This is a genomic window from Sphingomonas sp. BRN-1R (genome assembly GCF_057748035.1).
The window spans coordinates 828,738-847,456 of sequence record NZ_CM173236.1; the positions used below are offsets into that span (position 1 = coordinate 828,738).

Below are 18,719 nucleotides of genomic sequence, written 5' to 3' on the forward strand. Positions count from 1 at the left end.
CGATGGCCGCGGTGCGTCATGACGCCGTGACCGAGCATCGCGTGCATGGCATGGGCACCGAACTGGAAGCGCCGATTTGGCCGGCCATCACCGTCGCCGAGGCGGAGGCGGTGCTCGCGCGCTTCCCCGCCGCGGGGCGGATGATCGGCTTGCGCTGGCATTCGCCGCGCCCGTTCTCGGCGGCGACATTGGTGCGGGCGACCGGCGGCGCGTTCTTCCTCAAGCGCCACCACCAGAGGCTGCGCACGCCCGAGGGGCTGGCCGGGGAACATGCCTTCATCGCGCATCTCTGCGCGGCGGGTCTCGCCGTGCCCGAGGTGATCCGTGCGGATACCGGCGCGGGCGCGATCACGGCGGGCGACTGGACGTACGAACTCCACCGCAAGTCCCCCGGCGCAGACCTGTACCGCGACCGCCTGTCATGGACGCCGTTCCTCTCGCCCGCACACGCGCATGCCGCCGGGGCGGCGCTGGCGCGGCTGCACGCGGCGTCGCGCGGGTTCGCCGCGCCCGCGCGCGCGCCGCAGCCGCTGGTGGCGAGCTTCACCATCCTGCCCGACGCCGATCCGCTCGCGGCGGCGGAGCGCTACGTCGCGGTGCGGCCGGCACTTGCGGCGTATCTTGGCCAGAAGCCGTGGCGGGCGACGCTGTCGCGGCTGTTCGCTGCGTTCGGCGCGGGGCTGGCGGCACGGCGGGCGGGCGAAGCGCCGCTGTGGACGCATAACGACTGGCACCCCTCCAACCTGCTGTGGACGCCGGAAGGCACGGTGCGCACCGCGTTCGACTTCGGGCTTGCCGATCGCACCTGCGCGGCGCACGATCTCGCAACCGCGATCGAGCGCACCGCGCTCGACTGGCTGCAACTGGGGCAGGCACCCGACGATGCGATCGGCGATCCGCAGGCGGCGCTGGCGCTGCTCGCCGGCTACGGCTCAGTCCTGCCGCTTAGCGCGGAAGAGGTGGCGACGGTCGTCGCGTTGCTGCCCCTGGTGCATGTCGAGTTCGCCTTGTCCGAGATCGACTATTTCGCGGGCGTGCTTGACCAGCCCGATCAGGCCGCGCTGGCGTGGGACGGCTATCTCATCGGCCATGCCGACTGGTTCGGCACGCAAGCGGGACAGGCGTTCCTGCGCCGGATCGCCGCCTGATGTCCGCGCTCGAAATCGCCGCCGTCATCACCAGCTTCCTCGCGATCTGGCTGACCGCCAAGCGGCAGATGCTGTGCTGGCCGATCAACCTCGTCGCCTGCGCACTCTACTTCAAGCTGTTCCTCGATGTGCGGCTCTATGCCGACATGGTTTTGCAGGCGTTGTTCGGCGCGGCGATCCTCTACGGATGGGTGGCGTGGTTGCGCGGGCGGGGTGACGACGGCGCGGTGGTGGTCGCGCCGCTCGGCACCCGCGCGGCGGTCGCCGGGCTGGCGGCAGGTGGGGCAGGGGCGGTCGCGATCGGCTGGTTCACCAGCCACTATACCAACGCCGCGCTGCCGTGGATCGACGCCGGCCTGAGCAGCTTCAGTCTCGTCGCGCAATATTGGACCGCGCGCCGCCACGCCGCCAACTGGCTGCTGTGGATCGTCGTCGATATACTCTACGTCGGCATGTTCGTGGTGAAGGGGCTGCTGCCGACCGCCGGACTCTATGCGGCGATGGTCGTGCTCGCTGCGATCGGTTACACGCGGTGGCGGGTGGCCGAACGCCGCTAGGCGAGCCGCCAGGTGCCCGGCGCGATGCCGTCGAGCGTCCAGTCGCCGATGCGCCAGCGCACCAGCCGCAAGGTCGGGTGGCCGACCGCCGCCGTCATCCGCCGCACCTGACGGTTGCGCCCTTCGCGGATGGTGAGTTTCAGCCAGCAATCGGGGATGCTCGCGCGCTGGCGGATCGGCGGGTCGCGCGGCCACAGCTCTGGCGCTGCGATCCGCTCGGCGAGCGCTGAGCGGGTCGGGCCATCCTTCAACGTCACGCCGCTGCGCAGCCGCTCCAGCGCCGCCGCATCGGGCTCGCCCTCGACCTGCACCAGATAGGTCTTGGGCAGTTTGTATTTGGGATCGGCGATCCGCGCCTGAAGCCGGCCGTCGTCGGTGAGCAGCAGCAGCCCCTCGCTGTCGCGGTCAAGCCGCCCGGCCGGATAGACGCCGGGCACGTCGACCAGCGTCGAGAGCGTCGCCCGCGCCGTCTCGGTGCCGCGATCGGTGAACTGGCTGAGGAAGCCATAAGGCTTGTTGAGCAGGATCAGCCGGGTCACCCCGCCTCCCTATCGCGGAACGGCGGTGCGCGCCAAGCTCATGCGTGTCCGCCGAAGTACGGCGACAGCGTCTCGACCAGCCAGTCGACGAACACGCGCACGCGCGGCGATAGCTGGCGGTTGCTCGGGTAGAGGATCGCGACCGGGGTGGGCGTGGGCGGATAGTCCGCCAGCACCTCGACCAGCGCGCCGCTCGCAAGGTCGGCTTCGAAGCGGAAGCGCGGCGCCTGCACCAGCCCGAGCCCGAGCCGCGCCGCCGCCGCGCTGGTATCCGCCCCGCCGACCAGCAGCCGCGCGGGCAGCGTTACTTCGACCGCCCTGCCGTCGACGGTGAACTCCAGCGGCAGCGGCCGATCGGTTCGCGACGAGACGAAGCCGATCATGACGTGCCCGTCGAGCCGATCGGGCGAGACCGGCGTGCCGTGCCGCGCCAGGTATGCGGGGCTCGCGCAGGTGATCTCCTCGATCGTGCCGAGGTGTCGCACGATCATGTCGCTGTCGGTGAACGGGCCGGCGCGCACCACGCAATCGACCCCCTCGCGCACCAGATCGACGAAGCGCTCGCCCTCGCCGAGATGCACGGTCAACGCCGGGTGCCGCGCGAGGAACGCCGGCAGCGCGGGCAGCAACACCGTGCGCGCGAGATTGCCCGCGACATCGATCCGCAACAGCCCCGCCACCGCGCCGCCCGCGCCGCGATCGGCATCCTCCAGATCGGCGAGGATCGCCACGCAGCGCCGGTAATAGGCCTCGCCCTCGATCGTCGGCTGGACGTGGCGGGTCGAGCGGTGGAGCAGCCGCGCGCCCAGCCGCCGTTCGAGCGCCTTGATCGTCGCGGTGGCGACGGGGCGCGAAATCCCGAGATCGGCGGCGGCGGCGCTGAAGCTGCCACGATCGACGATGCGCACGAACAGTTCGAGACTGGCGAGACGATCCATCGCGATCATTCTGTCCCGCAAAACAATGTTGACCGCAACCGCGATCTAATCGGCGCGGTTGCGGGCGCTACATCGGGGCTGCCAACCAACGGAGGTTCCCATGCCCGCACACTCCCCCATCGCACTCGTCACCGGCGGCAGCCGCGGTCTCGGCCGCGCCACGGTCGAGGCGCTCGCCCGGCGCGGCGTCGATTCGATCTTCACCTATCACAGCAACCGCGCCGCCGCCGAGACGGTGGTCACCGCCGTCGAGCAGGCGGGCGCCCGCGCGACCGCGCTCCAACTCGATACCGGCGACATCGCCGCCTTCGCCGGTTTCACGGAGGCGGTTCGCAGGACACTCGCCGAGCGCGGGGCGGAGCGGTTCGACTATCTCGTCAACAACGCCGGCACGTCGCACCACGCGCCGATCGCCGGGGTTACCGAGGACGATTTCGATGCGCTCTACCGCGTCCACCTCAAGGGCGTGTTCTTCCTCACGCAGGCGCTGTTGCCGCTGATCGCCGACGGCGGGCGGATCGTGAACGTCTCGTCCGGGTTGACCCGCATCATCTATCCCGGCAGCGCCGCCTACGGGGCGGTGAAGGGCGCGGTCGAGGTGCTCACCAAATATCTCGCCAAGGAACTCGGCGACCGGCGCATCGCGGTCAACGTCGTCGCGCCCGGCGCAGTCCAGACCGATTTCAGCGGCGGCATGGTGCGCGACAATCCCGAGATCAACCGCCGCATCGCCGAGGCGACCGCGCTCGGCCGGCCCGGCCTGCCCGACGATATCGGGCCGATGATCGCGGCGTTGCTGTCCGAAGACAACCGCTGGGTCAACGCGCAGCGGATCGAAGTGTCGGGCGGGATGATGATCTAGCGGATCGCCAGCGCGCCGCCCCGTCCCTCGGTGTGGAGGGGCGGGGCGAGCCGGCGCAGCGTGGCGCGGCCATCGAAGCTGTAGCTTTCGATGCTGCGATCGTCCGCGCATTGCAGGAAGATGCGCCGTTCGTCGCTGCGCCACGCCGCGCCCTGGCAGAGCCGTCCGGTCGCACCCTGCGCGACGACGCGCAGCCCCCCGCGCGCGGTCGACAGCACGGCCAGCGTGCCCGTCTCGCGCCGCTTCGGGTCGCCGGGCGGGCGGTTGGTGCCGTCGAGCAAGGTCACTTCGAGGAACCGGCCCGAGCGTGACAACGCCAGCCCTTCCGCCGCCGGCGGCAGCGATGCGGTGGCGGTGATGCGCAGCCGCACCGTGTCGATCGCGGTGACGCGGGCATGGTCGGCATCGTCGCCCGGCCCGGAGACATAGGCGGTGCCGCCATCAGGGCTCAGCGCGATCGCCGATGCGCCCTTGCCGATATCGAGCGGTGCCGGATCGAGCGTGATGCCGCCCGCCGCGATGCGCAGCCGGAAGATCCGGCCCGCGCCCCCCACCACCAGCGCGCTGCGGCCGTCCGGCGCGACCCGCGCCGACAGCGGCCGCGACCCCGCCGGCAGCGCGACCGTCGCGCGGGCGACGAGATGCCCGCCGGTCAGCGCGAAGGCCGAGATGCTGTCCGCACGCGCGTTGGCGACGAGGACCAGCCGCCCATCGGGACCGATCGCGACCCCGCTCGCGCCCGCACCGGCATGCACCGTCTCGATCGGGCGCGGCCGCGTCGGCACCGACAGATCGACCAGCGATACCGCATCGCCCGGCTCCAGCACCGGCGTTGCGCCCGCCACCAGCGCCTGCGACGCGCTCACCACGGCATAGCGGCCATCGGGGGTGAGCTTCACGCTTTCGGGCGGGCCGGTCATGCTCGCCGGCACCGGCACCGTTGCGAGCGTGCGCAGCCCGCCCGGTTCGACCGCGAGGATGCGCAGCACGTCGGGCACGACCGCCGTCACCCCGTCGCCGGGCCGCACCGGCTTGCCGTCCTCCGCCGAGACGAGGATCTGCCGCGCCGACACGGGCGCGGCGACAGCCACGCCGACGCAGACGAGCCATGCCAGCCGATCATGCCATGCCATCGTTCCGCACCCCCTGTGTCGGGGGCGAGCCTAGGGTATCGCCGCGCGCGCCGTCAAACGGCGGCGCGGATCAGCCGATCGCCATCAGGCTGGCGTTGCCGCCCGCCGCCGTGGTGTTGATCGAGGTCGACACCTCCTCGACCAGCCACACCGGATCGTAAGCGAGTGGGCGCGACGGATCGGCGCGGTACACCGGCACGATCGCGCCGGGCATCGTCGCCACCGCCGTCAGCGTGTCGATCGCATCGCCTTCGACCAGCGCGACCGCGAAGGGCGGCACGCTGCCTTCCGTAAACGCCGCCGCCACGCTCGGCGGCAGCCCGGCGGGCAGCGCCATGCCCGCGATCGTGCCGGTGTTTCCGGTCGCCAGCACCGCCGCCATCTGCTCGATCAGCCCCGCTTCGGTGGCGGGCTTCATCAGCACGCGACCGCGCGGGTGGAGCGCATAGAGGTTGCGCTCGCCGACCGGGCCGGGCAGCACCCGCTCAACCCCGACCGCCGAGGCCGCGCCATAGCGCAGCGCCTTGGCGGCGGCGCGCGGATCGGCCTTGCCCAGCCAGTCGGCGAAGTCGCGCAAAGCTTGCGGCATGCGGCCGGTATGTTCGGCGACGCCCGGCGCGGCTTGCGTCAGCCGCCCGAGATAGAGCGGCCCGCCCGCCTTGGGGCCGGTGCCCGACAGGCCGCGCCCGCCGAACGGCTGCACCCCGACGATCGCGCCGATCACGTTGCGGTTGACGTAGAGGTTGCCCGCCTGAACGCGCGACGTCACCTCGGCGACGGTCGCGTCGAGCCGCGTGTGCAGCCCGAAGGTGAGGCCGTAGCCGGTCGCGTTAATCGCATCGACCAGTTCGCCGAGCCGCTCGCGCCGGAAGCGCAGGACGTGCAGCACGGGGCCGAACACCTCGCGCTCGACGTCCGCGATGCTGTCGATCTCGATCATGGTGGGCGCGACGAAGGTGCCGTTGGCTGCCGCTTCGGGCAGCGGGGCTTGCGTGATGCGGTGCCCGCGCATGCGCATCGCGTCGATATGCGCGGTGATGTGCGCTCGCGCCTCGGCGGTGATGACCGGTCCGATATCGACGGCGAGCGCGTCTGTGCGGCCGAGACTCAACTCGGCGAGGGCACCTTTCAGCATCGCCAGCGTGCGATCCGCCACCTCCTCCTGCAAGCACAGGATGCGCAAAGCCGAGCAGCGCTGCCCGGCACTGTCGAACGCCGAGGCGAGCACGTCCGCCACCACCTGTTCGGCGAGCGCGGAGGAATCGACGATCATCGCATTCTGCCCGCCGGTCTCGGCGATCAGCGGGATCGGCTTGCCGGCGGCGGACAGACGGGTGGCAAGCTGGCGCTGGATCAGCCGCGCGACTTGCGTGGAGCCGGTGAACACCACGCCCGCCGTCTCGGGCGCGGCGACCAGCGCCGCGCCGATCGCGCCGTCGCCGGGCAGGAGTTGCAGCGCATCGGCGGGCACGCCGGCGGCGTGGAGCAGGCGCACCGCTTCGGCGGCGATCAGCGGGGTTTCCTCGGCCGGCTTGGCCAGCACCGGATTGCCTGCCGCCAGCGCCGCTGCCGCCTGCCCGGTGAAGATCGCCAGCGGGAAGTTCCACGGGCTGATGCACACCACCGGGCCGAGCGGGGTCTGTTCGTGAGTGAAGGTGTTGCGCGCCTGCCCTGCGTAATAGCGCAGGAAGTCGATCGCCTCACGCACCTCGGCGATCGCGTTGGGGAGCGACTTGCCCGCCTCGCGCACGATCAGCCCGAGCAGCACCGGCATGCGCGCCTGCATCGCATCGGCGGCAGCGTCCAGCATCGCCGCCCGCTCGGCGACCGGCACGCTGCCCCAGCCGGAGGCGGCGGCGCGTTTGGCTGCGGCCTCGGCCTGCGCGGGCGAGGGCTCGAACACGGTGCCGACCACATCGCGCGTATCGGCCGGGTTGAGCACCGGCCGCGCCGTGCCCTCGCCTTCGGGCGGGGCGGCGATCCAGCCGGTCGCGGCGCTCTCCAGCAAGGCGGCATGGAGCGCCGCCAGCGCATGTTCGTCGGCGAGGTCGATGCCTGCCGAATTGGCGCGATCGGGGTAGAGCTTCGCCGGCAGCGCGATCGCGTCGTGATGCGCACCCGGACGCGGCATCGCGCGCACGACTTCGACCGGATCGGCGATCATCGTCTCGACCGGCACCGCGGCATCGTTGATGCGGTTGACGAACGACGAATTCGCGCCGTTTTCGAGCAGGCGGCGCACCAGATACGCCAGCAGCGTCTCGTGCGTGCCGACCGGCGCGTAGATGCGGCAGGGCCGCGCGAGCTGATTGCTGCCGACCACCTGTTCGTAGAGCGGCTCGCCCATGCCGTGCAGGCACTGGAACTCGTAATCGCCGGTCACGAAATCCGGCCCGGCGAGGTGATAGATCGTGGCGAGCGTCTGCGCGTTATGCGTGGCGAATTGCGGGAAAACGTACGTGCGCGCCGCCAGCAGCTTCCGCGCGCAGGCGATATACGCCACGTCGGTGTGGACCTTGCGCGTATAGACCGGGAAATCCGCGAGCCCGTCGACTTGCGCGCGCTTGATCTCGGCGTCCCAATAGGCGCCCTTGACCAGCCGCACCATGATCCGCCGGTCGGCGCGTCGCGCGAGATCGACGATCCAGTCGATCACGAACGGGCAGCGCTTGCCATAGCCCTGCACGACGAAGCCGAGCCCGTTCCACCCGGACAGATCGGGGGCGAGCGCGAGACTTTCGAGCAGGTCGAGCGACAGTTCGAGCCGGTCGGCCTCCTCCGCGTCGATGTTGAGGCCGATGTCATATCGCTTGGCGATCAGCGCCAGCGCCTTCACGCGCGGCAGCAGTTCCGCCATCACCCGCCCGGCCTGCGCACGCACGTAACGCGGGTGGAGCGCGGACAGTTTGATCGAGATGCCCGGCCCACCATAGATGCCACGCCCGGCCGACGCCTTGCCGATCGCATGGATCGCGCGCTCGTAATCGGCGAGGTAGCGTGCCGCGTCGGCCGCGGTGGTCGCCGCCTCGCCGAGCATGTCGTAGCTGTAGCCGAAGCCTTTCGCCTCCTCGGTGCGCGCACGGCGCAGCGCCTCGTCGATCGTCTCGCCGGTGACGAACTGCTCGCCCATCATCCGCATCGCCAGATCGACGCCGCGCCGGATCACCGGCTCGCCCGCACGCGCGACCAGCCGGGTGAGCGCCGCGCCCAGCCCGCGATCATCGACATTGCCGACCAGTTTGCCGGTGACGACCAGCCCCCAGGTAGCGGCGTTGACGAACAGCGACTTGCCGCCGCCGAGATGCGCGCCCCAGTCGCCCTCGGCGATCTTGTCGCGGATCAGCGCGTCGCGCGTCGCGTCGTCGGGGATGCGCAGCAGCGCTTCGGCGAGGCACATCAGCGCGACGCCCTCCTGGCTCGACAGCGCATATTCCTGCACCAGCCCCTCGACCCCGCCGCCGCGTTTCTGCGCGCGCAGCGTGGTGACGAGCGCGCGAGCCGTCTCGGCCACCTTCGCGCGGGTCGCCGCGTCGAGTGTCGCAGCTTCGATCAATGGCGCGAGCGCCTCGGCCTCGTCGCGGCGATAGGCGGCGGTGATCGCGTCGCGCAAGGGCGTGGCGGGGCGGATCGGGGGCGCGAAGGCGGCGAAGGGCGGGGGCGTCGTCATGCCATGAATATAGCATGCGCGCGTGTGGCGATCCGGCTTTAGTAAGCCCTGCTGCGCACCTGATCGACTTTATTGAAACTGCCCGCTAGGCATAATGAATGGAAAAAGCCGCCGATCCAGTCGAACTGGACGAGTTCGACCGCCGCATCGTCGCCGCGCTGACGGCGGACGGACGGATGACCGTCACCGATCTCGCGAGCAGCGTCGGTCTGTCCAAGACGCCGACGCAGATGCGGCTGCGCCGGCTGATCGCGGCGGGCGTGATCCGAGGGTTCCGCGCGGTGGTCGATCCGGCCAAACTCGGGCTCGATCACGTCGCCTTCGCGGAGGTGAAACTCTCCGACACGCGCGAGGGCGCTTTGCGCGACTTCAACCTGGCGGTGCGGCGTATCCCCGAGGTCGAGGAATGCCACATGATCGCCAGCAGCTTCGACTATCTGCTCAAGGTCCGCACCGCCGACATCCGCCGCTATCGCATCGTGCTCGGCGAGAAGATCTCCAGCCTGCCGCATGTCGAAAGCACCTCGACCTTCGTGGCGATGGAGACGGTGAAGGAACGCGGCGGCTAGGCGCGATTTGCCGCGCCCGCGCGGAAGCGATATCCGGGCCGCTTCCCCCCCATTCGGAGTCGCGCGCGATCATGAGCCCGGACCTCTACTATATTCCCTATGACGCGTTCCTTGCCGACGTCCGCGCGGTCGGCGCGCGCATCGCCGAGGATGACTGGAAGCCCGATTTCATAATCGGCATCGGGCGCGGCGGTCTGGTGCCCGCGGTGTTCATCTCGCACCAGCTCGATCTGCCGATGCTGTCGGTCGACCATTCCTCCAAAGTGTCCGATTTTGCGGACGAGCTGCTCCGCAAGGGCGCGCGGAAAAGCGCGGATGGCGAGCGACTGCTGTTCGTCGACGACATCAACGACACAGGCGGCACCATCGACTATATCCGACGTCTGCTGACCGACGCCGGTTGCGAGAGCGCCAATCTGCGTTTCGCGGTGGTGATGGACAATGTCCGTTCCAAGGCGCGGGTCGACTATCGCGCGCGGACGATCGATCGCAACGAGGACAAGCGCTGGTTCGTGTTCCCGTGGGAAGCGGTGGGCGCCAGCGAGACGATCATGGATGAGGCGCTGTCGGTGCCCGAGCGCCTCGCCTGATCGCCGCGCCTCATCCGGCGGCGGCGACCTTGCGCTCGATCGCATCCCAGATCAGCCCGGCCACATCGGTGCCGTCGAACTTCTCGATCGCGACGATGCCGGTGGGAGAGGTGACGTTGATCTCGGTCAGCCACTTGCCGCCGATCACGTCGATGCCAACGAACAGCAGCCCGCGCCGCTTCAGCTCCGGCCCGAGTTCGGCACAGATCGCCTCCTCCTCCGGCGTCAGCACGGTCTGCACCGCCGACCCGCCGACCGCGAGGTTCGAGCGGATCTCGCCCGCGCCGGGCAAGCGGTTGATCGCACCCGCGACCTCGCCGTCGATCAGCACGATGCGCTTGTCGCCCTTCGCGACGTCGGGGAGGAACGCCTGGATCATGTGCGGCTCGCGATACGCGGTGTTGAACACCTCGATCAGCGCCGACAGATTGGCGCCATCGGTGCCGACCTTGAAGATCGCCTTGCCGCCATTGCCGTGCAGCGGCTTGATGACGATTTCACCGTGCTGGGCGAGGAACGCCTTTGCTTCGTCGAGGCTGCGCGTGACGAGCGTCGGCGGCATGAAGTGCGCGTAATCGAGCACGAACACCTTTTCGGGCGCGTTGCGCACGTTGGCCGGATCGTTGACGATCAGCGTCTTGCCGGCGATCCGCTCGAGCAGGTGGGTGGCGGTGATGTAGCCAAGGTCGAACGGCGGATCCTGCCGCATCAGCACCACGTCGGCCTCCTCGCCGAGGTCGAGCTTGACCGGTTCGCCGAAGGTGAAGTGATCGCCCGTCACGCGCTGCACAGTGACCGGGTGGGCGAGCGCCCATACGCGGCCATCCGAATAGTTGAGCGCATCGGCGGTGTAGTGGAACAGCCGGTGACCGCGTGCCTGCGCGGAGAGCATCAGCGCGAAGGTCGAATCGCCGCCGATGTTGATCTGGTCGAGTGGGTCCATCTGGACGGCTACGATTAACGACATTCGCTTCTCCAATTCGCCGGGGCGACGATCATCTAGGGGCCCCACACCGCGAAGTCACCCAACCCAAGCGTTCACGATATACCTGAGCGGCATGCTCCGCGCGCTAAGGATCATGTCGACGCGCACAATCACCCTTTAACGGGATCAAAGATCATGATGCCCTTGACGCCCGGTTGTGCAGCTTCCGCCTTCTGTTGCCAGATCCAAGATGCCTCCAATCGCACGTTGGCGGCAGAAGCCAATCTAAATGCCTGTTTCCATGCCCTGTTTGAATTTTGACCTTGCACCGAGATGTCTGCTTCCAAAACGTACGTGTAGCTATAATTAGCTGATTTACCTTTTGTGGCAGGAACTTCCATGAAGGACATGATATCATCAGCGCTGATACCAGAATTTCCGGCAACGCGGATCATTTCAATCATGAGATTGTTCCATGAAACACCTTTTAATAACTGCTTCCCCGCTACAGACATACCCAATAATGTTGTGTGGGTGAGGCTTGGTGGACTTTCAGGAGCAAAGCTCTTGTAATCTTTCAATCCGCTATAAGTCGCAATGTTTGTAACGCCTGAAACTTGCTTGGAAGCTTCCAGCGCATCAAGTGCGCGCGATATTACGTCAGCCGGCGTATCAACGAACGGAACAGCAAAGCTTTGCAAACGCGCAAAAAGGGCATCGTCGAAGCTGTAGGTGTGCATTTTATACCTCCGTGACAGGCGACTAGTTCTAAAGAGAAGTTTTAGCGATGTCAACGCTAGAAGCGCTTATAGCGTGGTCGTCACCCGATCCAAGCGTTCTCGATATGCCGAAGCGGCGTGCCGCGCGCGATGAGGATCACGTCGACGCGGATGTCGTCGCCGGCGTGCGCATAGTCCGCCATCAGCACCTCTGCCGCCGCAGCGACGCGGGCGAGGCGGCGTTCGTCGATCGCCATGTCGAGTTCGGCGGCGGTGCGGCGAAACTTCACTTCCACGAACGCGACGAGGCCGGGGCGGCGGGCGATCAGATCGACCTCGCCCGCCTTGGTGCGCACACGCCGGGCGACGATCTGCCAGCCTTTCAGCCGCAGCCACCAGGCCGCGATCCGCTCGCCGCGTCGGCCGGCGGCTTCGGCGGCGAGGCGCTTGGGCGAGGGTGGGGGCTTGGCGCGCGTAGGCGCGCGGCTCACCCCTTCATCTCCAGCGCCCGCGCGTAGAGTGCCTTGCGGTCGAGCCCGAGCTTCTTCGCCACCTCGCCCGCCGCTTTCGAGGCGGGGAGCCGTTCCAGTGCCTCCGCCAGCGCCGCGTCGGCATCTTCCGCGCTCGCTGCCTCGGGCTCGCCGGGGGGCGCGACGACGATGACGATCTCGCCCCTGGGCGGCGCATCGGCATAGCGTGCGGCGAGCGCGGAAAGCGAGTCGGTCACGGCTTCCTCGAACCGCTTGGTGATCTCGCGCGTCACCGCCGCCTCGCGGTCGCCAAGACCCTCCGCCAGTGCTGCCAGCGTGGTCGCCAGCCTCGGCCCCGATTCGTACAGCACCAGGGTCGCGCGGATCGCGGCGACCTCGGCGATGGCGGCGGCGCGCGCGACTGCCTTGGGGGGCAGGAAGCCGAGGAAGAAGAAGCGGTCGGTCGGCAATCCGGCGAGCGTCAGCGCGGCAATCGCGGCGCACGGGCCGGGGATCGTCACCACCGCATGGCCGCCCGCACGCGCGTCGCGCACCAATTTGTAGCCGGGATCGGAGATCAGCGGCGTGCCCGCATCCGACACCAAAGCCACCGCCTCCATCCCCATCCGCGCCACCAGACCGGGGCGGACAGCCTCGGCGTTATGGTCGTGATACGGCGTCATCGGCCGCTTGACGCCGATGTGGCGAAGCAATCCCGCCGTCACGCGCGAGTCTTCGACCGCGATCACGGCAGCATTCGACAGAATATGCGCGGCGCGCGGCGACAGATCACCGAGATTGCCGATCGGGGTGGCGACGATATAGAGACCGGGCGCGAGTTCAGCGTTCATCGGAGGGGTTCATGACAGACGGAGCAAGGGTACGGCAACCGGCCAAGCGGTTGATCCACGCGATCTTCGTCGCGGGCGCGATGCTGCTGGCGGGCTGCGAGACGGTGGTGCCACGCGGCCCGACCCAGCCGGGCCGCCGCCCGCCGCCGCAGCGCCAGCAGCCGACGCCGGTCGAGCAGGGCATCCCCACCGACACCGCGCGCCACCGCGTCGCGCTGCTGGTGCCGCTGTCGGGGCCGAATGCGGGCGTCGGCCAGAGCCTCGCCAACGCGACGCAGATGGCGCTGCTCGATTCGAACAACCAGCGCATCCGCATCACCACCTACGACACCAACCTCGGTGCTACCGCCGCCGCGCAACGCGCGATCGCAGAGGGCAACCGACTGATCCTCGGCCCGCTGCTCGGCGACGACGTGCGCGCGGTGACGCCGATCGCGCACCGTTCGGGCGTGCCCGTGGTGGCCTTCTCCAACGACGCCTCGGCAGCGGGGCAGGGCGCGTATCTGATGGGCTATGCGCCCGCCCAGTCGATCGCGCGCGTGGTCGAGTATGCCAAGGGGCAGGGCGTCAGCAACTTCGCCGGCCTCGTCCCCAACGGCACCTATGGCGAGCGTGCGTCGACCGCGTTCCTGCGCTCGGTCGAAAGCGCCGGCGGGCAAGTCGTCTCGCTCCAGACCTATCAGCGCGTGCCCGGCTCGATCAGCGCCGCGATCACCAAGATGGCGAAGGACTCGCCCTATCAGGCGATCCTGATCGCCGACAGCGCCAACACCGCCTCGGCGGCGGTGCCGGTGATCCGCCGGGTCGGCAACGGCGGCGCGCATGTGCTCGGCACCGAACTCTGGAACTCGGAAAGCTCGATGGTGAGCAAGCCGTCGCTCAACGGTGCGTGGTTCGCCAGCGTGTCGAACGGGCTGTATCGCCAATATGCCGCCAAATACCGCGCGCGCTTCGGCTCCGCGCCGTTCCGCCTGTCGAGTCTCGGCTATGACGCGGTGCTGCTGACGATCCGCATCTCCGCCGACTGGACCGTCGGCACGCCCTTTCCCGAACGGCGGCTGACCGATGCGGGCGGGTTCGCCGGCATCGACGGCGCGTTCCGCTTCGGCAAGGACGGCGTCGCCCAACGTGCGCTGGAGGTGCAGGAAGTGCGCGGCGGCACCGCCGTCACCGTCTCGCCCGCGCCGCGCGGGTTCGAATAACCATAACCACCTGTCACCCCGGGCTTGTTCCGGGGTCCACGGTGCAGCAAGGTTCACGCCGGAAGCTCTGGCGATGCGCTCGCGGCGCGGTGGACCCCGGCACACGGCCGGGGTGACGACAGGGTTGAGCGGGCGGAGACTCTATGACCGACAGCGGCATCTTCATCGGCGCGGACGCGGGCGGGGCCGACCCTCAGACGCTTGAGCTCAAGCGCGCCAACCGCCACGGGCTGATCGCGGGCGCGACCGGCACCGGCAAGACCGTGACGATCCAGGGCATCATCGAAGGCTTTTCGGCCGCCGGCGTGCCGTGCTTCGTCGCCGACGTGAAGGGCGATCTGTCGGGGCTCGGCATGGCGGGATCGCCGCAGGCCAAGACGCACGAGACCTTCGCCGCGCGCGCCAAGGAGATCGGCGACGACACCTGGGCCTATGCCGACACGCCTGTGCAATTCTGGGATCTGTACGGCGAGCAGGGCCACCCGATCCGCACCACCATCTCGGAGATGGGGCCGCTGCTGCTCGCGCGGCTGATGGACCTTAACGAGGTGCAGGAAGGCGTTCTCAATATCGCCTTCCACGTCGCCGACAAGGAAGGGCTGCTGCTGCTCGATCTGGACGATCTCCAGTCGATGCTGAGCTACTGCGCCGGTCGTGCCGACGAACTCACCACGGCATATGGCAACGTCTCCAAACAGTCGATCGGCGCGATCCAGCGGTCGCTGCTGCAACTGCGCAGCCAAGGCGCCGAGAATTTCTTCGGCGAGCCGGCGCTGGCGATGGCCGATTTCATCGGTTTGGACGACAAAGGCCGGGGCATCGTCAACGTGCTCGCCGCCGACAAACTGATGCAGAGCCCCAAGCTGTACGCCACCTTCCTGCTGTGGCTGATGAGCGAGCTGTTCGAACATCTTCCCGAGGTTGGCGATCCCGACAAGCCCGTCCTCGTGTTCTTCTTCGACGAAGCGCATCTGCTGTTCGACAACGCCCCCAAGGCGCTCCTGGAGAAGATCGAGCAGGTCGTGCGGCTGATCCGATCCAAAGGCGTCGGCGTCTATTTCATCACGCAGAACCCGATCGACGTGCCCGATACGGTGGCGGGGCAACTCGGCAACCGCGTGCAGCATGCGCTCCGCGCCTTCACCCCGCGTGATCAGGCGGCGGTGAAGGCGGCGGCGACCACTTTCCGCGCCAACAAGGACGTGGATGTCGAAACCGCGATCACCGAGCTGAAGGTCGGCGAGGCGCTCGTCTCGTTGCTGCTACCCGATGGTTCGCCGGCACCTGTGCAGCGCACGCTCATCAAGCCACCCGCGTCGCGCGTCGGCCCGATCACCCCGGCCGAGCGGAAAGTGCTGATCGAAACCGACGCGATCGGCGCCAAGTACGACACGCTGGTGAACCGCGAATCGTGCGAGGAGATCCTCGCCGCCAAGGCGCAGGAGGCGAGCGCCGCCGCTGCCGAGGCGAGCGCGAAGGACGATGCCGACAAGGCCGCCGCGTCACAAGCCAAGGAGGACGCGCGCGCCGCCAAGGAGGCCGAGCGCGCGAAGATCGCCGCCGATCGCGCCGCCGCCAACAGCCCGTGGGCGAAGATCGCCACCACCGCCGCGCGGACGGCGACGTCGACGATCACGCGTCATGTCGCCAACGAAGTCGCCAAACAGGTGTTCGGCAGCGGTTCGCGGCGCGGCAGCAGCAGCGGCGGCGACCTGCTCGGCGGGATCGTGCGCGGCGTGCTGGGCGGGATCTTCAAGGGGCGTTAGCGCAGCGCGACCGTGATCGGCGCCGCATCCAGCGCGGTGGCGATCACCTCGACCAGCCATTCGCGCGATGGCTTGCGCGTGCGACCCGACGCGTCGAGCGCGGCGATCACGTCGTTCCAGGCGGCATCCGCCTCGGTGATCTCCAGACCGTCGTCCGGCGCGAAGGCGAGCAGCAGATAGGCCTGATCGCCCGCGAACACATCGCGCCGCCCGGCGCGTAGCGCGGTCAGATCGGCGAAGCGCAGCATGCGGTCGGCCACCGCGATGCCAGATGGGGTCACGCCGATCTCCACCGCCGGTCGATTGCGGTGCAGCCGCCGTACCAGCGCGGTGTTGATGCGATCGACCCAGCTCACCGCCGCGTCCAGGTCAATGTAGTGACGTAATCATAAGCGGCGCCGGCCACATGCTCGCCACCCGCCGCGCCGAGCGCGCCGAGCCCGAGCCCGCCGGCGAAACCGCCGACGAGACATGCGCCCGCCTCCGTCACTTCGCCGACCCAGGGGATGACGAGCGACGGCGAGGCGAGCGTCGCCGCCCCCGCGCATCCCGCCCATGCGCCGAGCCAGCCCCCGGCCGCGCCGCCGGCGACCGCGCCGCCCTGGCGTGTTGCGACGCGCGCGCGATCCTCGGGCTTTGCCTCGATGATGACGACTGCGGAGAACACGATCTGCACGACGATCGCGCTGTGCCCGAAGAAGCGCATCCGCGTCGCCAGCCGGTTGACCACCGCGCGCGACTTGCCGACGCTGCGCAGCATCGCTTCGAGGCTACCTTTTTGCAGCAGGCGCTCCTCGAACGACGGGTTCTTGAGGGTGGGGGACAGAATTTCGGAATAGAGCCGGCCGAACGGGCTCAGCCGGTTGCGGATGGTGGAACGGATCAGGTCGCGCTGCGCGCTCAGCGCGCGCACCTCGTTTTCGGTGACGCTGCCGCGCGCGAGCAGGGCATTCGCCTGCTGCTGAAGCCTGCTGTCGGCACGATTGTAGAGTTCGCGCGCATAGGCGTCCCATGTCAGGTTGCTGCCGAGCCCGAAACTCGCGCTGACGACGACGGTTTGTGCGGGGCTGTACAGATATTCGCGGTCGTGAGGCGTCGGACTTGCTCGCGAAGCCATGGTTCCAACCTCCCCGTCGATCCCTCGCCGGTTGGCGATACTTGGGCGTTACTATGTCAGATCATGGCGGCGTGCAAATCGCTCAGGCGGCGCGGTCCTGCACATCCTCCGCGCCGAACAGGCCGGCGCGCCCGAAGATCGCGGCGGTGCCGCGCTCCGCGTTCTTGGCGGCGTACAGCGCGAGATCGGCGTTATGGAGCAGCGCGCTCGCATCCGCGACGCTCGCATCGAGGAAGGCCGCGCCGATCGTGCCCGAAACCGGGATGATGTCGTCGCCATGAGCAACCGGTAGGCGCAGATTGGCGAGCAGACGGCACAGCAGCGCGGGCAGATCGGCGAGCAACGCATCGTCGGGCACGATCAGCACGAACTCGTCGCCGCCCAGCCGCGCCGCGAAACACTCGGCCAGATAGGGCGCGGTGAGCTGTTCAGCCACCGCCTTCAGCAGCATGTCGCCGACGCGGTGCCCGGCGCGGTCGTTGACCGCCTTGAAATGGTCGAGGTCGATCAGCAGCACCGCCAGCGGCAGCCCGGTCTGCCGCGCGGCGGCGATCTGCGCGGCGAACGTGTCGTTGAAACGGGCGCGGTTCGCCAGTTGGGTCAGGTCGTCGGTGTCGGCGCTGCGGCGAAGCGCCTGTTCGATACGGTGCCGTTCGGTCACGTCCTGGAACACGCCGACCAGTGCGTGCGGCACGCCGTCGCGCATCTCGATCTCGCCGAGCGTCCGCACGCGCCGGCTGTCGCCGCGCGCGGTGATGAAATCGGTTTCGACCTCGAAAGGCGCGCCGCTTTCGATCGTGTGGGCCATTGCGGCGGCGATCTGCGCGCGTGCGTGCGGTGGGTAGAAGCGCAACGCCGCGTCGAGCGGAGGCGCGCTGCCCAGAGGAAGACCATGAATGGCATAGACCTGATCCGACCATTCGAGCCGTTCCTCGGCGAGCGCGAAGGTCCAAGAGCCGATGTTGGTCATGCGTTCGGCCTGCCGGAACTGGCGGTGCGCGACATCGAGCCGGCGTAGCAGCGTGCGGTGTTCGGCGGCGGTCTTCATCGCCAGCGCGAGCGCGGCGCGCGTGTCGAGCAGCGATTCGGCCAGCCGCGCGAGCCGTCGCAGTATCTCGGCATCCCCCGCCGAAAGCGTGCGCGGCTCGGAATCGATGACGCACAGCGTACCAAGCGCGAACGTCGCACCGTCGTCACGCCCGCCGCGCACGCGCAGCGGCATGCCGGCGTAGAAGCGGATGTGCGGCGCGCCGATGACGAGCGGGTTGTCGGCGAAGCGCGGGTCCAGCGTCGCATCGGGCACGATCATCACGTCGGCGCGCAGGATCGCATGCGCGCAGAACGCCTGGCTGCGCGGCGTCTCGCAGGTGTCGAGCCCGCATTTGGCCTTGAACCACTGGCGATGCTCGTCGACCAGCGAGACCAGCGCGATCTTGCAGCCCAGGCTTCGCCGTGCGCATTCGACGATCGTGTCGAACTCATGTTCGGGCGGCGTGTCGAGAATGTCGAGATCGGCAAGCGTCGAAAGTCGCGCCGCCTCGATCCCGTATCGCACATCAATGTCTTCGACAGCACGCTCGACCATGTTGGCGGCTTAATCCACGTGGGTTAACGCAATGCTTAGCACGGCCGCCGTGTGCGCCGGTGGCGCGGTTTAACCTGAATC

At 68.8% G+C, this 18,719-nt stretch carries 18 protein-coding genes; 7 read left to right on the forward strand and 11 right to left on the reverse strand.

All coding sequences use genetic code 11. From position 1 onward, the window contains the following. The first annotated feature begins 2 nt into the window (after nucleotides 1-2). Both AC3ANX_RS03800 and pnuC read left to right on the forward strand, forming a co-directional pair. Nucleotides 3-1,148, forward strand: coding sequence for a phosphotransferase enzyme family protein (locus tag AC3ANX_RS03800; protein ID WP_488335704.1), 1,146 nt, complete (start codon nucleotides 3-5; stop codon nucleotides 1,146-1,148). Next, nucleotides 1,148-1,705, forward strand: a complete 558-nt coding sequence (pnuC, locus tag AC3ANX_RS03805) for a nicotinamide riboside transporter PnuC (RefSeq protein ID WP_488335705.1) — start codon at nucleotides 1,148-1,150, stop codon at nucleotides 1,703-1,705. Before AC3ANX_RS03800 ends, pnuC begins: the two co-directional genes overlap by 1 nt. On the opposite strand, the gene AC3ANX_RS03810 is transcribed toward pnuC, so the two are convergent. Together AC3ANX_RS03810 and AC3ANX_RS03815 are read right to left on the reverse strand one after the other, a co-directional pair. Continuing rightward, nucleotides 1,702-2,244, reverse strand: a complete 543-nt coding sequence (locus tag AC3ANX_RS03810) for a pseudouridine synthase (RefSeq protein WP_488335706.1) — start codon at nucleotides 2,242-2,244, stop codon at nucleotides 1,702-1,704. The genes pnuC and AC3ANX_RS03810 overlap by 4 nt on opposite strands. A gap of 38 nt (nucleotides 2,245-2,282) precedes the next feature. Beyond that, a complete protein-coding gene (locus AC3ANX_RS03815) occupies nucleotides 2,283-3,182 on the reverse strand; it encodes a LysR family transcriptional regulator (RefSeq protein ID WP_488335707.1) in 900 nt (299 codons plus the stop codon). Nucleotides 3,183-3,282: 100 nt separating this feature from the next. Here AC3ANX_RS03815 and AC3ANX_RS03820 point away from each other — a divergent pair, with 100 nt between their 5' ends. Beyond that, nucleotides 3,283-4,044, forward strand: coding sequence for an SDR family NAD(P)-dependent oxidoreductase (locus AC3ANX_RS03820; protein ID WP_488335708.1), 762 nt, complete (start codon nucleotides 3,283-3,285; stop codon nucleotides 4,042-4,044). Here AC3ANX_RS03820 and AC3ANX_RS03825 read toward each other — a convergent pair. Further along, entirely contained in the window at nucleotides 4,041-5,177 is a 1,137-nt protein-coding gene (locus AC3ANX_RS03825; protein WP_488335709.1) for a YncE family protein, read from the reverse strand. The genes AC3ANX_RS03820 and AC3ANX_RS03825 overlap by 4 nt on opposite strands. Nucleotides 5,178-5,247: 70 nt before the next feature. Then, on the reverse strand, nucleotides 5,248-8,844 hold the full coding sequence (putA, locus tag AC3ANX_RS03830; protein WP_488335710.1) for a trifunctional transcriptional regulator/proline dehydrogenase/L-glutamate gamma-semialdehyde dehydrogenase: 3,597 nt from the start codon (nucleotides 8,842-8,844) through the stop codon (nucleotides 5,248-5,250). Between the two features lie 98 nt (nucleotides 8,845-8,942). Between putA and AC3ANX_RS03835 the strand changes: the two genes are divergently transcribed. Then, nucleotides 8,943-9,413 carry an Lrp/AsnC family transcriptional regulator gene (locus AC3ANX_RS03835; protein ID WP_488335711.1) on the forward strand — a complete coding sequence of 157 codons (471 nt, stop codon included), beginning with the start codon at nucleotides 8,943-8,945 and terminating at the stop codon, nucleotides 9,411-9,413. Nucleotides 9,414-9,484: 71 nt separating this feature from the next. Further along, nucleotides 9,485-10,003, forward strand: a complete 519-nt coding sequence (locus AC3ANX_RS03840; protein WP_488335712.1) for a phosphoribosyltransferase — start codon at nucleotides 9,485-9,487, stop codon at nucleotides 10,001-10,003. Between the two features lie 10 nt (nucleotides 10,004-10,013). Here AC3ANX_RS03840 and gshB read toward each other — a convergent pair whose 3' ends face one another. The 4 genes from gshB to rsmI form a co-directional block, all read right to left on the reverse strand. Next, a complete protein-coding gene (gshB, locus tag AC3ANX_RS03845) occupies nucleotides 10,014-10,970 on the reverse strand; it encodes a glutathione synthase (RefSeq protein ID WP_488335713.1) in 957 nt (318 codons plus the stop codon). Nucleotides 10,971-11,098: 128 nt separating this feature from the next. Continuing rightward, a complete protein-coding gene (locus tag AC3ANX_RS03850; protein ID WP_488335714.1) occupies nucleotides 11,099-11,668 on the reverse strand; it encodes a T4SS efffector SepA family protein in 570 nt (189 codons plus the stop codon). Between the two features lie 80 nt (nucleotides 11,669-11,748). Continuing rightward, nucleotides 11,749-12,138 carry a YraN family protein gene (locus tag AC3ANX_RS03855; RefSeq protein ID WP_488335715.1) on the reverse strand — a complete coding sequence of 130 codons (390 nt, stop codon included), beginning with the start codon at nucleotides 12,136-12,138 and terminating at the stop codon, nucleotides 11,749-11,751. Further along, on the reverse strand, nucleotides 12,135-12,968 hold the full coding sequence (gene rsmI, locus AC3ANX_RS03860) for a 16S rRNA (cytidine(1402)-2'-O)-methyltransferase (RefSeq protein ID WP_488335716.1): 834 nt from the start codon (nucleotides 12,966-12,968) through the stop codon (nucleotides 12,135-12,137). Before rsmI ends, AC3ANX_RS03855 begins: the two co-directional genes overlap by 4 nt. Nucleotides 12,969-12,979: 11 nt before the next feature. Between rsmI and AC3ANX_RS03865 the strand changes: the two genes are divergently transcribed. Further along, nucleotides 12,980-14,170: a penicillin-binding protein activator gene (locus AC3ANX_RS03865; protein ID WP_488335717.1), complete on the forward strand. Its 1,191-nt coding sequence runs from the start codon at nucleotides 12,980-12,982 to the stop codon at nucleotides 14,168-14,170. A 143-nt stretch (nucleotides 14,171-14,313) separates the two neighbouring features. Next, nucleotides 14,314-15,936: a helicase HerA-like domain-containing protein gene (locus tag AC3ANX_RS03870; protein ID WP_488335718.1), complete on the forward strand. Its 1,623-nt coding sequence runs from the start codon at nucleotides 14,314-14,316 to the stop codon at nucleotides 15,934-15,936. Here the strand turns inward: AC3ANX_RS03870 and AC3ANX_RS03875 are convergent. The 3 genes from AC3ANX_RS03875 to AC3ANX_RS03885 form a co-directional block, all read right to left on the reverse strand. Next, nucleotides 15,933-16,292, reverse strand: a complete 360-nt coding sequence (locus tag AC3ANX_RS03875) for a hypothetical protein (RefSeq protein ID WP_488335719.1) — start codon at nucleotides 16,290-16,292, stop codon at nucleotides 15,933-15,935. The two genes, AC3ANX_RS03870 and AC3ANX_RS03875, sit on opposite strands and share 4 nt — an antisense overlap. Next, on the reverse strand, nucleotides 16,289-17,053 hold the full coding sequence (locus tag AC3ANX_RS03880; protein WP_488335720.1) for a hypothetical protein: 765 nt from the start codon (nucleotides 17,051-17,053) through the stop codon (nucleotides 16,289-16,291). The genes AC3ANX_RS03875 and AC3ANX_RS03880 overlap by 4 nt, the downstream gene beginning before the upstream one ends. 82 nt (nucleotides 17,054-17,135) lie before the next feature. After that, on the reverse strand, nucleotides 17,136-18,638 hold the full coding sequence (locus AC3ANX_RS03885) for a diguanylate cyclase domain-containing protein (protein WP_488335721.1): 1,503 nt from the start codon (nucleotides 18,636-18,638) through the stop codon (nucleotides 17,136-17,138). Between the last annotated feature and the right edge of the window lie 81 nt (nucleotides 18,639-18,719).

Bases quoted from the DNA above. Each gene is read 5' to 3' on its own strand.
- AC3ANX_RS03800 (WP_488335704.1), top strand. From the start codon at position 3: ATGGCCGCGGTGCGTCATGACGCCGTGACCGAGCATCGCGTGCATGGC.
- pnuC (WP_488335705.1), top strand. From the start codon at position 1,148: ATGTCCGCGCTCGAAATCGCCGCCGTCATCACCAGCTTCCTCGCGATC.
- AC3ANX_RS03815 (WP_488335707.1), bottom strand. From the start codon at position 3,182: ATGGATCGTCTCGCCAGTCTCGAACTGTTCGTGCGCATCGTCGATCGT.
- AC3ANX_RS03820 (WP_488335708.1), top strand. From the start codon at position 3,283: ATGCCCGCACACTCCCCCATCGCACTCGTCACCGGCGGCAGCCGCGGT.
- AC3ANX_RS03825 (WP_488335709.1), bottom strand. From the start codon at position 5,177: ATGGCATGGCATGATCGGCTGGCATGGCTCGTCTGCGTCGGCGTGGCT.
- putA (WP_488335710.1), bottom strand. From the start codon at position 8,844: ATGACGACGCCCCCGCCCTTCGCCGCCTTCGCGCCCCCGATCCGCCCC.
- AC3ANX_RS03835 (WP_488335711.1), top strand. From the start codon at position 8,943: ATGGAAAAAGCCGCCGATCCAGTCGAACTGGACGAGTTCGACCGCCGC.
- AC3ANX_RS03840 (WP_488335712.1), top strand. From the start codon at position 9,485: ATGAGCCCGGACCTCTACTATATTCCCTATGACGCGTTCCTTGCCGAC.
- gshB (WP_488335713.1), bottom strand. From the start codon at position 10,970: ATGTCGTTAATCGTAGCCGTCCAGATGGACCCACTCGACCAGATCAAC.
- AC3ANX_RS03850 (WP_488335714.1), bottom strand. From the start codon at position 11,668: ATGCACACCTACAGCTTCGACGATGCCCTTTTTGCGCGTTTGCAAAGC.
- rsmI (WP_488335716.1), bottom strand. From the start codon at position 12,968: ATGAACGCTGAACTCGCGCCCGGTCTCTATATCGTCGCCACCCCGATC.
- AC3ANX_RS03865 (WP_488335717.1), top strand. From the start codon at position 12,980: ATGACAGACGGAGCAAGGGTACGGCAACCGGCCAAGCGGTTGATCCAC.
- AC3ANX_RS03870 (WP_488335718.1), top strand. From the start codon at position 14,314: ATGACCGACAGCGGCATCTTCATCGGCGCGGACGCGGGCGGGGCCGAC.
- AC3ANX_RS03880 (WP_488335720.1), bottom strand. From the start codon at position 17,053: ATGGCTTCGCGAGCAAGTCCGACGCCTCACGACCGCGAATATCTGTAC.
- AC3ANX_RS03885 (WP_488335721.1), bottom strand. From the start codon at position 18,638: ATGGTCGAGCGTGCTGTCGAAGACATTGATGTGCGATACGGGATCGAG.